This window comes from Candidatus Acidiferrales bacterium, from assembly GCA_036514995.1.
Taxonomy (GTDB): Bacteria; Acidobacteriota; Terriglobia; order Acidiferrales; family DATBWB01; genus DATBWB01.
Genome location: DATBWB010000203.1, coordinates 1 through 13474 on the forward strand (window position 1 = coordinate 1; position 13474 = coordinate 13474).

Genomic DNA, 13474 nt, shown 5'->3' on the forward strand with positions numbered 1-13474 from the left:
CAGCAACAAGAGGATTCCCCCGGTAGTCTCATTCATCATGATTAGTTCTCCGCCTAAAACGAAATCGTGAATTGGCTTGACGCCGCCGAGTATACCTGAATTTCAACCAGACAGTGATTCATACGGGGACACAAAGCAAGAGATCGGTGAGGTATCATATGCCCGCAGGCTTACTGCAAGGAGCAGAGATGCCCGGGGGAGCCCCCCTAATCCTTGGGGTGGACATCGGCGGGACGAAGGTAGCCGCCGGCTTGGTAGATCCTCGCGGCGAGATCCTCGTGAAGAGTCGAGCGCCCATGGTCAGCCAAGGAGATGCCGAAGCTGGGCTGGAGGCAGTTGTGCAGGTGATCGAGTTTGTGCGCACCGCGGAGCCATCCCGGGGCGCCTCTTTTTCCGCGATTGGGATCAGCTCCCCGGGCCCGTTGGACCCGAGGCGGGGGATCGTGATCAACCCTCCCAACCTGCCTTGCTGGCGGAATTTCCCTTTGGCAGAAAAGATTGAACAGGCATACGGAGTACCCACACGCATTGACAACGACGCGAACGCGGCTGCTCTGGCCGAAGCCATCTGGGGTACGGGCAGGGGGTATAGTTCTGTGTTCTATGCCACGTTGGGTACCGGCATTGGCACGGGCATTGTGCTCGACGGCCGCATCTATCACGGGCGCACCGGCGCCGCCGCCGAAGGCGGTCACGTTACGATTGACCCTCGCGGCCCGCGCTGCAATTGTGGCAAGCGCGGCTGCATTGAAGCCCTGGCCGCAGGACCTGCCATTGCGCAACGCGCCCGGGCCAAACTCGGTGAGAGCCGGGATAAGCGCTCCAAAATTTTCGACTGCGTAGGTGGCAATCTCGACTTGGTTACGGCCGAAGTGGTGGGCGCGGCCTACCGTTCGGGCGACTCGCTCGCCACCACGGTCCTGCAAGAAACCGCTGACCTGCTGACCATTTGGCTCGGGAACGTCATTGACCTGCTCGAGCCGGATGTCATTGTCGTGGGCGGCGGGCTGGGCCAATTGTTGGCTTCCTGGTTCGACTACATTCGTAGCCAGTTGCCCGCCTGGTCAATCAATTCGCGCTGTCAGGAAATTCCGCTCGTGGGGGCAAGCTACGGGGAAGATTCCGGAATCGCCGGCGCTGCTGCGCTCCACTTTTCTACTTCCCGGACCTGAGGGGCGATTGCAACTCCTTACGGCCGCGTGATAGAGTGCCGCTCACCCGCAGAAGCTAGAGCATGAGCATTCAAGTTGCCAATGCGCCGGTGAGCTGGGGGATTATGGAATCGGTCGAACCGCCCCCGGACTATCCCTATACGCGCGTGCTCGAGGAGCTCGCACAGGCGGGCTACGCCGGCACGGAGCTTGGTCCGTACGGCTTTCTGCCCACCGCGCCGGCCGCACTCGAGCGCGAGCTTGCGCGGCGTGGCCTGACCCTTTGCTCGGCCTTTGTGGCCATGCCGTTGGGCAACAGGGGTGCGCACGAGAGGGGTTTCGCGCACCTAGCCCGCACGGCTGAGTTCATTCGCCAGGTTGGCTGTCGGCTCTTGATTCTTTCCGATGAAATCAGCGCAGACCGCTCTGCGGTAGCGGGACGTCGCGAGGAAGCCAACCAACTCTCCTGGAATGAGACGGAGTGGAAGGCAGCGGAGAAGGCCATCCGCGCAGCGGTGGCGCGCTGTGAAGAGCTTGGCTTGCACGTGGCCTTTCACCATCACGTCGGTACACACGTGGAAACTCCCGAGGAAGTAGAGCGCCTGTTGTCCTTGTTCGCGCCGGACGAACTGGGACTCTGCCTGGACACAGGGCACTGCGTCTATGGCGGCGGCGACCCGGTAAGCCTGCTCGAGCGCTACGCCGATCGTGTCCACTGCGTGCATCTGAAGGATGTGGAGGGAGTACGTATCGGCGAAGTTCGCAGCCAGGGCGTGGACTTCCACGCCGCCGTGCGCTGCGGCGTGTTCGCTCCGCTCGGCCGCGGAGTGATAGATTTCTCCCGGTTGGTGGCCCTTTTGAGAGAGCACAGGTTCGACGGCTGGGTTGTAGTCGAACAGGACGTGCTGGCAGGCGGCCGGGGTGCCCCCGCACCACTCGCAAACGCCACCGCGGCGCGGCAATATCTTCGCCAACTGGGACTTTGAGGCGGCTCGACCTGGAGGGCTCATGGAACCCGAAGTAAAAATAAAGAATTTTGTCGCCGAGGACTTTTTCCCCACCGCTGTGTTCCAGGAGATAACAGATGTCCGCGTTCTGCATCCCGGGTGGATCGAACGGGAGGCCCGCAGGCGCAGGAAGCGCACGCGGCTGACCCGGGATGGCAAACTGGTCTTGGTGGCGCTCGATCATCCAGCCCGCGGTGTCACGCAGATTCGCGGTGATGCCCTGGCAATGGGCGACCGCTACCAGCTCCTCGCCCGGGCCCGGCGCGTTCTGACCGACCCCGACCTCGACGGCATCATGACCACCAGTGACATCATGGAAGAATTGCTCATCCTCAGTCACCTTGAGGGGTGTCGAACTGGCCGTGGGTTTTTGGACGGGCGCGTGCTCGTGGGCAGCATGAATCGCGGGGGTGTGGCCGGCTCAACCTTTGAGATGGAAGATACCTTTACATCTTTCACCGCCGAGCGGCTCGCGGAACTGCGGTGTGACGGCGGCAAGATGATGTACCGCCTGGACCCCCAGGACTCTGCTTCGGGACACACCATTCTTGCCTGCGTTGAGGCTCTAAATAGGTTACGGCGTCACCGATTGGCAGCCTTTTTGGAGCCGCTGGGCGTTGCGCGTCAGGCTGATAGCTACCAACCGATGAAAGACGTTGCCACGTTGGTGCGGCAGTGCGGCATCGCCTCCGCCTTGGGTGAATCATCGGCGCATTTGTGGCTGAAGCTCCCCTATGGCGAGGATTTTGCCCGAGTCTGCCGCGCTACGACGCTGCCCATTCTTCTGCTGGGCGGGCCGGCACGGGAATCGCCCTTCGAAACTCTGCGCGATTTTGCCCAAGGGCTGGCTTCGAGTCCCCGCGTGCGCGGCGCGATCATCGGACGCAACCTTCTCTTTCCGGGCGAAGCGGATCCGCTGCCGATGTGCCGGGCCCTGACTGCGCTGGTCCATCGGCGGGCAAGTTTGACAGAAGCACTGGGCCTTCTCGAGGGCCCCGACCCGGGTGAGACGCCAACTCTCCGCCACCAACCGCACCGCCGGCGATGAATCCGCAAGGGGAGAACGCGTTGGACGTTTGCGTACTGGGGCGCATCGGCTACGACCTCTACGCAGTCGAGCGCAACCGACCCTTGGCCGAGGTCGAGCACTTTTCGCGTCACCTGGGCGGATCGAGCGCTAACATTGCCGTCGGCTTGGCGCGCCTGGGCTTGCGCGTCGGCATGATCAGTTGTCTCGGCAAGGATGCTCTTGCCGATTATCTTCTGGGCTTCCTCCGGAAAGAGGGCGTCGACATCCAGTTTGTGCGCATGGTCGAGGGTTACAACACTTCGTTGTGCCTGACGGAAGTATCTCCGCCCGATCGCTTTCCCCAGGTCTTCTATCGCCACCAGGCAGCCGATACGCGGGTAGAGGTCGCGCCAGCTGAACGGGCCTACATTCAGCAGGCGCGGATGTTCGTGACCAACGGGACCAGCCTCTCGGCTTCTCCTGCGCGCGAAGCCACTCTTGACACGCTGAAGACGGCACGGCAGGCCCGCCTGCGCACCATCTTTGACGTGGATTACCGAGCAAGCTCTTGGTCGTCGCCGGAAGAGGCTGGGCGGGCGGCCCGTGGTGCGTTGCCCTGTGTGGACGTTGTGGTGGGGAATGAAGATGAACTCTTTGTCCTCACCGGCGAGCGTGACCCCAAGGATCAGGTGCGAGTGGTGCTGGCTGCCGGTGTAACTCTTTTGGTACGTAAGCTCGGCGCTAAGGGTGTGGAAGCGCATACACGGGATCAATTCTTTTCGGCCTTGCCGTATCCCAGCCAGGTGGTCAGCACGATTGGTGCGGGCGATGCGTTTGCGGCTGGCTTCCTTTACGCCCTGAACCGCGAGCTTGTGCTGGCTGAGTGTTTGCGCTATGGCAACGCCTCCGCCGCCATCGTCGTCAGCCGCGTCAGTTGCGCCGATGCGATGCCGTACAGGGAGGAGCTGGAAGAGTTTCTCCGCGCGACCGCAGAGAGAACCAGCCAATAGGACTCTCACGGGAAGAGATGCAATCTTGACAGTCCAGGGCACCGCTGCGTAGAGTGACCATGAACGGCCCGGGACGGGGTGCCCGTTCACAGGGTGCACGAGCAGAGCTTCTTCTAACCCAAAAAAGGGGTGGGCGATGCGACTCACGGGAGCGGAGATCGTCGTCGAGTACCTGATTCGGGAGAAGGTGCCATACCTAGTGGGCATTCCGGGCCACGGCAACCTTCCCCTGTTTGACGCACTGGTGGAGCGGCGGGGGAAGATCGAGGCCTTTCCGGTGATGCACGAGCAGTGCGCTGTGCACCTGGCGGACGCCTACCACCGGGTCTCGGGCCAGCCACTGGCGGTGAGCACCTCGATCGGGCCGGGGGCGGCTAACACCACCTGCGGGGTGGCTCAGGCCTATGTCGATTCCAGCGCCGTGCTGGTGCTGACCGGCAGCGTCCACACCTACATGCGCGGGCACTCCGTCCTACAGGAGATCGATCGCACGCATTGGGCCAACTTCCCGCGCGTGCTCGAGCCCATTGTCAAGCAGTGGTGGCAGCCGAGCCGGGTCGACCAATTGCCGTTCGTCCTCCACCGCGCCTTCAACATCATGCTCACAGGTCGGCGCGGGCCAGTGCTGATCGACCTGCCAATGGACGTACAGGCCGAAACCGCCGACGTCGAGATTCCCGAGCCGACCCAGCGGCGCCCCCGGCACGGCCCGGGCGGCCATCCCCAGGACATTGAGCGTGCCGCCGAACTGCTGGCTGGCGCCAAAAGGCCGGTGATGCTGGTGGGGGGCGGTGCGGTGACCGCTGGGGCGACCGAGGAAGTGTACAAGCTGGCTGAATACCTCGGCGCGGCGGTGGTGACAACCTGGTCGGGCCAGGGCATCTTCCCTGAAGACCACGAGCTCTACGCCTGGCACCCGGGCTCGATCGGCAGCCTTTGTGCAAACCGACTCTGCCAGACTTCGGACGTGCTGCTCGCTGTGGGAACGCGGTTTGTGGACTGGACCACCGCTTCCTACACTGCGGAGGTCTATCGGATTCCTCCCACCAAGTTAATTCATATTGATCTTGAGGGACGGGAAATCGGCAAGAATTATCCAGTTGAGGTCGGAATCTGTGCCGATGCCAAGGTGGCGCTGGGCCAACTGCTGGCCGCGCTTGGGGAGCGGCTGAAGAGGCCTCACCACTACCGGAACTCTGCCTACTTCGCCGAAATCGGCCGCCTGCGGCAGGCTTTTTTTGATTCATTCCAAGAACGTCGTGAATCCGATGCGGTGCCGGTGACAATTTCGCGGGCGCTGGCTGAGATTCGTAAGATCGCACCCCGCGACTCCATTTGGGTGACCGGTGCGGGCCTGCCCCAGAGTCAGGTGTACCAGGAAGTTCCCTTCTACGAGCCACGCAAACATATCACGAGCGGTGGCTTTTCAACGATGGGGTTTACCGTGCCCGGGGCAATCGGAGCTCAGCTGGCGGCTCCGAACCGCCGCGTGATCGGGATCGCAGGTGACGGCGACTTCCTGGCCAATATGCAGGAACTGGCGGTGGCGGTGCAGAAGAACCTGCCGATTGTGTACGTCATTCTGAACAATTGCGGCTGGCAATCCATCCGGAACTTGCAGATAGGAGCCTACGGCGACAATCGTGTGATCAACACCATCTTTGAGAACACCAAGGGCGAACGCTACACACCGAACTTTGCCGAGGCCGCCCACGCCTTCGGCGCGAAAGGGTGGCGAACTGACAAGCCCAGCGAAGTGGGGAAGTTTGCTCGCGAAGCTCTGGACTCGGGCACGACCTGCGTGGTGGAGGTGCTTACCCACCGGGAACTGCCCTTGGGCGGGCTCTCGAAGTACGCTTGGTGGGATGTGCCCGTGCCGGAATACCTCGAGGAGCCGAGAAAAGAATACAGGGAAGCGCGCAAAGCGGTAAAAACCTAGGATGCCAGGTTCCTGGCGCCGAGGAGAACATGAGGAGAACATGAGGTGGAGCGAATGGTAAAGGACGACTTCCTAGTTCGCTCCTCGCACCTTCCCCAGGGACAGCCGGGGGAGTTGTTGAGCCTGCCACGTGAGCGTGCGGGCTGGGAATGGATGAGCTTTTTTGTTCGGCGAATAGTGCCGGGTGAGGTACAGGAGATCGAAACCAGGGAGGAGGAGGTTGCGTTGGTGTTGCTGGGCGGGCACTGCGTGGCTGACTGGGGCCAGGGGAAGGTCCAGATCGGGCAGCGGGCCCACGTCTTTGATGGCCTGCCCTATGCACTCTATTTACCTGCGGGCTCTGTTGTGCACGTGGAGGCAAACACAGTGTGCGAGGTGGCGGAGTGTCGCGTGCCTTCCAGCAAACCGTATGCGCCCCGGCTCGTTACCCCCCGCGATGTTTCGGTCAGCCTGCGAGGAGGCAACAACGCCTCGCGCCAGATCGTTGATGTCATACCGCCCAACTTCCCAGCGGACAAGCTGATCGTCGTGGAGGTCTACACGCCTAGTGGGAACTGGTCGAGTTATCCACCGCACAAACACGATGTGCACAACCTGCCCACCGAAGCTGATCTCGATGAGATCTATTACTACCGGATGGATCGCCCGGGCGGCTATGCCTACCAGCGCCTCTACACCCCGGATGGGCATCGCGATGTGACGCTGACGGTCTGGGATGGCGATGTTGTTCTGGTGCGCGATGGCTACCACCCGGTCGTGGCCGGACACGGTTACAACGTCTACTACCTGAATTTCCTGGCCGGCAGCGCGCGCACGCTGGCGTTTACGGAAGACCCGCAGCACACCTGGGTCCGCTCAACTTGGAAGGAGATTGACCCTAGGTTGCCTCTGGTGCGCGCCGGCGCAGGTTGAACGGAGGAACTCCCATGGCAAGCCGAATCCCAGAGGTAACCGCGCAGGTCTACACATGTCCGATAGGCATCGGTGGTAGCTGGCAACCTTCGCGTGGCCGTGTGGAAACGCTGCGTAATCCCGCCACTGGCGAACCGATTACGCAGGTGCCCTACTGCACAGCAGAGGAAGTTCGCGCGGCAATTGAAGCGGCGGACGCGGCCTTTCCCGCGTGGCGGGGGTTGCCTGTGCAAGAACGCGTGCGGACTCTTTTCCGCTTTCGCCAGTTGCTCGAAGATCACCTGAAGGAGCTGGCCGGGCTGGTCACCACGGAGCAGGGCAAGACGTTGGAAGAGGCTCAGGGGTCTGTGCGGCGCGGCATCGAAGCAGTTGAGTTCGCTTGTAACGCTCCAGCTTTGCTGATGGGTGAAACGATGGGAAACGTGGCGACCGGAATGGATAGTTGGACACTCCGCCAGCCCGTCGGCGTATGTGTCGGTATTCCGCCGTTCAATTTTCCCGCCATGGTGCCGCTCTGGATGTTTCCTATTGCCATCGCCTGCGGCAATACCTTCGTCTTGAAGCCTTCCGACAAGGTGCCACGCACGGCCACGCGCCTAGTGGAGTTGCTCTACGAGGCAGGGTTACCAGAGGGCGTAGTGAACATCGTGCAAGGAGCAAAGGAGGTCGTGGACGTTTTGCTAGCAGACCCGCGAGTGAAGGCAGTTTCTTTCGTGGGTTCCAGCGCTGTGGCGAAGTATGTCTATCAGACGGCGGCCGCGAACGGCAAACGAGTCCAGGCCCTGGGCGGCGCCAAGAATCACCTGGTCGTGATGCCCGACTGCGACTTGAAAGCAACGGCAAGAGCCATTGCCGGTGCGGCGTTCGGGTGCACTGGCCAACGCTGTTTGGCTACGAGTGTCGTTGTCGCTGTGGGTGAAGCAGCCGAGCCGCTTCTACGTGAACTCGTAGGCGTGGCCGATGCTATCAAAGTCGGCGCGGGCGATCACGAGAAGACAGACATGGGGCCAGTTATTTCCGAAGCGGCCCGCCAGCGCATCCTAGAATGCATTGGGTTGGGCGAGCGCGAAGGGGCTACCCTTATCTGCGACGGACGCGCCATTCAACCCCACGACGGCACGCCCGGATTCTATGTCGGACCAACCATTCTTGATCATGTTCAACCTAAGATGCGCATCGCTCAAGAAGAGATTTTCGGCCCCGTGCTGGGCGTCATGCGAGCGAAGGACTTGCGAGAAGCGATCGACTTGGTCAACCACTCCGGCTTTGGCAATGCAGCAGCCATTTTCACCGAATCTGGGGCTGCGGCAAGGGAATTTGCATCTCTGGTGCAGGCGGGCATGGTGGGTGTCAATGTCGCTGTCCCTGCGCCGGTTGCCTTTCTTCCTTTCGCAGGCTGGAAGGGATCATTCTATGGTGATCTGCATGCCCTCGGGGGGGATGCAGTCCGCTTTTACACGGAAACCAAAGTATTGATCTCCCGCTGGTCGAAATAGATCCACGTGAGAAAAGCCAGATAACCTGACCAACTTTTCGCTGGTCGGCTCAACCGGTGGCCCACCGTACGACTGGCCCATATTGTACCGGAAACGGCTAGTCAGTTTTCCTCTGTTTTTACACCTTCTGTGTTCGAGGGAAGCCACCTATCCTCACAGGTACAAATGAGCTGGGAGGATCTTGGTGATGCCCACAAACAGTTGATTTCGGGCTTCCAGACTCTGGACTAGCGGTCTAAGGGAATGATGCGGTTGCGGACACCCTTGTGGCAGGGTTTTTGGGCAAGCCAAGAATCGCACGCTGGGCAGTGCCCTCGCTTACCTTGCCTGCGAGCAGACCTTTGCCTAGGATGCACCCTCTGAACGCAGACCGGTAATCCTACTGCGATCCAGGATTGCCAGGGGCCGACCCGAGGCCCATACCCTCGCGACGACTAGACGTACCAAAAGGTGGGAAAACTGCGTTGGCTAAGTCATAGAAACGTAGAGGCTGGTGTTGCTCCGTTTCACCCGTCTCAAAGGATTTCTTTTGGTGCGGGGGGCGTATCTGAGAAGCACGCGGGGTGGGGCCAACAGAGTCCGGTCTGCCTCAACCACCTACAACTCGTCCTTAATAACCGCAACTTGCTGAAGACTCGAGTGATTTACGAATTTCCAATGAGACCCATTTTTGCGTCATTGCCCGCCGGCAAACTTGCCGGCCCAAGGTTAATTCATCTTGACAGCACTTATGCCGTTGGTAATATCGTCCCCAAATGATCCTCCACGAACAACGAACGGCGTCGACGGCAGACCTCAGGCTGCCCGTCTTTTGGCCTGGGTCCGCGCCCACCGGCACTGCGGCAGAGATGGGATTTCGACTCGGCGATAAGGGGACCCATACCAGTAGGACAATCATGCTCGGTGAGCTGACCGCGGCCCTTGATTCAGAGCCACTGGATGCAACTCGTGCGGACTACGCAGCGGCTATTGTTGACGCAAACTGCCTCAGCAAGCCCACAAGTTCTACGCGCCGACTGACGAACCAGCGCTTGGGCGAACTCTACGCGCTTGACGCGTCTGTTCCTATCTTTCGCGTCCTGCGGAGGCTTTGGTCAATCGATGATCAAGGGCGCCCTCTCCTCGCGCTCCTTTGCGCGCTGGCCCGCGATCCCCTCTTGGCAGCAACTGCATCCGCTGTAATTCCTCTTCCGCACGGCGCTGAGTTCCTGCGCGGTCCGTTGAAGTCAGCCTTGTGCGCGGCCGTGGGCACCCGTCTTAACGAATCGATTCTCTCGAAGGTTGTCCGGAACGCGGCGAGTTCGTGGACGCAGTCGGGACACCTTCAAGGTCGGACGCTAAAAACTCGCCAGCTGGTTCGAGCCACGCCTGCATCGGTTGCCTTCGCCCTTTGGCTCGCGTATGCAGCCGGGTTTCGAGGAGAGGAGCTGCTGACGTCCGGATGGATCGCGGTGCTCGACTGTTCGCTACTCGCTGCCCGCGAACTTGCTCTCGGCGCCAAGCGGCTAGGACTGATTGATCTTCGCATAGCAGTCGACGTCTTCGAGGTGGGACTCGATCGTCTGGATCCGTGGAGGACTAGGAGTTGACCGATGGGCCGAATTGAGGATCTTGCGGAGCGGTACGCCCAGCACATCGCCACGGCTTGGCAACGGACCGTTGCTGGCGCACAGCGAGTGGTAATGGTGGTCTACGACAAGGAACTTGAGCGTGCGCTCCGGGCCCGCAAGCTGGCGTTTGAAAACGCGACTCGACACGCAGGTCACGACTGGTTTGAGGTCGACATCACGGACGCGTTCGCAGTATGGATGGCTGCCGACGAGTATCGTGAGCCCTACTTTGAATCGCCAGAGGATCTCCAACTCAAGCTCGATGCTGAATTCGCCGAATTCGTGGCAGATCGTATTCGCGCCGCGCTGACGCACCCAGAAGCCACTGAAAGTTCAGTTGTGGCCGTCTTCGGAGTCGGGGCTCTGTTTGGTTTTACGCGCCTATCAAAGGTTCTCAAGCTTGTGGAAGGCGATATCCGCGGAAGACTCGTCATTTTCTTCCCGGGGGAATACGACAACAACAACTACCGCCTACTCGATGCCCGTGATGGTTGGAATTACCTGGCCGTGCCGATCACGTTGCACGGTTCTGGAGGCTCGCAATGAAGATCAAGGAAATCCTGCAGCGCGATCCAGGTCAGCCGCTTGTCAATAAGGGCCAAGCTCGGATTGCCGACAAGACGGATGCAAAGGTTTTGGAGGAACTCAAGGGCGAACTCGAAACCTTCGTATGCGAGGGGCAGTTTGCCGATGGCATCCAGCGAATCGTCTCTTCGTACCTGAGTGACGTCGGGAAAACGAGTCAGAAGGCGGTTTGGGTCAGCGGCTTCTTCGGCAGTGGCAAATCGCATTTCCTCAAGATGCTGGCCCATCTTTGGCAAGACACGCAGTTCCCGGATGGGTCGGCCGCGCGGAGCCTCGTCCCTTACATGCCCGATGAACTCCAAGCTTTGCTCCGGGAGCTAGATACCGCTAGTAGGCGTGAGGGCGGGCTGCTTGCGGCAGCCGGCTCCCTTCCGAGCGGTACAACAGAGAACGTCCGCCTTACAGTTCTTGGCGTGGGTCTCCGGGCTGTAGGCCTACCAGAACACTATCCGCAAGCACAATTCTGCCTGTGGCTCCACAAGGAAGGTTACCTGGACCGCGTCAAGGCAAGTGTCAAAGCCGCCGGCAAATCCTGGGAATCGGAGCTCAACAATCTGTACGTCAGCGCACCGATTGCACGTGCAGTGCTTGAGTGCGACCCGAACTTCGCACCAAAGGAGGCCGATGCGCGGAAGACTATCCGCGACCAATTCCCGCCACAGCAGAACGACATTACAACCGCAGACTTTCTGTCTACGCTCAAGCGTGCCCTCATGCTCGTCGGACGTGATGGGAAGCTACCTTGCACCGTGCTTGTGCTCGACGAAGTACAGCAGTACATCGGCGACTCTACAGAACGCTCGACTCTAATCACCGAAGTAGCGGAGGCAGTTTCCAAGCAGTTTGACAGCCGCGTCATCATTGTCGCTGCGGGACAAAGCGCTCTGACGGAAGTGCGCCTGCTTCAGAAGCTCATGGATCGCTTTACGATCCGAGTGCCGCTATCCGATGCCGACGTGGAGACGGTCACGAGAAAGGTGCTCCTTCAGAAGAAGCCGACCGCCGTTGCCGAGATCCAGAAGGTACTCGACTCGAATGCCGGTGAGGTCTCCCGTCAGCTCCAGGGAACTCGGATCGGTGAGCGTTCAGAAGACCGCGCAGTCATTGTCGATGACTTTCCGCTGCTGCCGGTTCGCAGGCGATTCTGGGAGAACTGCTTCCGGCAAATCGACGCCGCTGGCACGAAGAGCCAGCTCCGTTCGCAACTTCAGATCATCCGCGACGCCGTGGCCAAGATCGCGAATCAACCGCTCAGTGCTGTTGTTGCGGCGGACGAACTCTACGAAGCGCTCGCACCGGAAATGGTGAACACGGGAGTTCTTCTGCGCGAGCTCAATGAGCGCATCATCAATCTTGGCAAGGACCGCAGTGCGGATGGGAAACTGGCCAGCCGCATATGCGGGCTGGTGTTTCTTATCGGCAGGCTCCCTCGCGAAGGCGGCGCTGATATTGGTGTACGGGCGACCAAGGAGCACATCAGCGACCTGATGATTGACGACCTCCGAGGCGACAACGCGAGACTGCGAGCCGATGTCGAGAGAACTCTCGCGAAGCTCGTGTCGCAGGGAGTTCTCATGCGGGTCGGTGACGAATACCGCCTCCAGACCAAAGAGGGGAGCGAGTGGGACCGCGAGTTTCGCAATTCGCAGACGAAACTGTCGAATGATGACACCTCCATCCAGCTGCGCCGCGATGCCCTTCTCTATGCTGAAGCTGATCGGATTGTTCGCGGACTGAAGATCGTGCAGGGTGCCGCGAAGGAGCCCCGCACTCTATTAATCTTCCGTGACCAGAATCCGCCTCAGGTCAGCGGCGACGGCATCCCTATCTGGATACGCGATGCATGGTCATGCGCTGAAAAAGAGGTCGTCGAGGCAGCGCGACGCGCCGGCACCGGCGGCCCTATCATTTACGTCTTCATCCCCCGTCAGTCTGCGGACGACCTACGCAAACTCATTGTCGACGCCGACGCTGCGCAAAACACTCTCGATGCGAAGGGCGCGCCGACAAGCGCCGAGGGTCAGGAAGCGCGCCTGAGCATGCAGAGCCGGCGGGACCTCGCCGTGAAACAACGGGATGACCTGGTGAAACAGATCGTCGCCAACGCCAAGGTATTTCAAGGCGGCGGCAACGAACTGCTCCAGGCCACGCTCGAGGAAAGACTCCGCGAGGCGGCGGAGGCGTCACTCATTCGACTGTTTCCAGGGTTTAAGGAAGCGGACGCATCCGGGCTGGCATGGGAGGCGGCGATCAAGCGTGCTCGCGAGGGCGCAGACCAACCATTCCAGGCGGTCGGCCATGCTGGCGCCACAGAACAGCACCCGGTGCCCCAGCAGGTTCTCACAACCATTGGCGCCGGCAAGACCGGTAGCGAGATCCGCAAGTCGCTCCGGGCGAGCCCTTACGGTTGGCCCCAGGATGCTATCGATGCCGCACTCATCGCCCTACACCGGTCCCAGCACATCACTGCCACGCTCAACGGGATGCCCGTCCCGCTCGGGCAACTCGACCAAAACAAGATCTCGAAGGCAGAGTTCCGAGTCGAGCAAACAACCCTCTCCGTTCAAGACCGGCTGATAATTCGGAAGCTCATCGGTTCGCTAAAGATCCCGTGCAAAGGAGGCGAGGAGCAGATCAAAGCGACGGAGTTCCTCACCGGGCTCTCCACGCTTGCCGGCGGGGCCGGTGGCGCACCGCCGCTTCCTGCACAGCCGTCAATGGTTGTCATTGATGACTTGATGCAACTGGTTCGCAA

Annotated in this window: 9 protein-coding genes; all 9 read left to right on the top strand. The window is 60.6% G+C overall.

Going from position 1 to position 13474, the window contains the following annotated elements; genetic code table 11:
* Positions 1-188: 188 nt before the first annotated feature.
* A complete protein-coding gene (locus VIH17_13195; protein HEY4684187.1) occupies positions 189-1172 on the top strand; it encodes an ROK family protein in 984 nt (327 codons plus the stop codon).
* A gap of 62 nt (positions 1173-1234) precedes the next feature.
* Complete coding sequence (locus VIH17_13200) at positions 1235-2137, top strand: TIM barrel protein (protein HEY4684188.1); 903 nt, start codon at positions 1235-1237, stop codon at positions 2135-2137.
* A gap of 22 nt (positions 2138-2159) precedes the next feature.
* Entirely contained in the window at positions 2160-3206 is a 1047-nt protein-coding gene (locus VIH17_13205) for a hypothetical protein (GenBank protein HEY4684189.1), read from the top strand.
* Positions 3207-3226: 20 nt separating this feature from the next.
* Entirely contained in the window at positions 3227-4177 is a 951-nt protein-coding gene (iolC, locus tag VIH17_13210; GenBank protein HEY4684190.1) for a 5-dehydro-2-deoxygluconokinase, read from the top strand.
* Between the two features lie 136 nt (positions 4178-4313).
* Positions 4314-6116 (top strand): thiamine pyrophosphate-binding protein, encoded by a 1803-nt coding sequence (locus tag VIH17_13215; protein ID HEY4684191.1) that lies wholly within the window; start codon positions 4314-4316, stop codon positions 6114-6116.
* Positions 6117-6170: 54 nt separating this feature from the next.
* Complete coding sequence (gene iolB, locus VIH17_13220; GenBank protein HEY4684192.1) at positions 6171-7028, top strand: 5-deoxy-glucuronate isomerase; 858 nt, start codon at positions 6171-6173, stop codon at positions 7026-7028.
* A 14-nt stretch (positions 7029-7042) separates the two neighbouring features.
* Positions 7043-8524 (top strand): CoA-acylating methylmalonate-semialdehyde dehydrogenase, encoded by a 1482-nt coding sequence (locus VIH17_13225; GenBank protein HEY4684193.1) that lies wholly within the window; start codon positions 7043-7045, stop codon positions 8522-8524.
* A gap of 1592 nt (positions 8525-10116) precedes the next feature.
* Entirely contained in the window at positions 10117-10680 is a 564-nt protein-coding gene (locus VIH17_13230; protein HEY4684194.1) for a BREX protein BrxB domain-containing protein, read from the top strand.
* The coding region (gene brxC / locus VIH17_13235) for a BREX system P-loop protein BrxC (protein HEY4684195.1) at positions 10677-13474 on the top strand (2798 nt) is incomplete at its 3' end. The genes VIH17_13230 and brxC, both read left to right, overlap by 4 nt.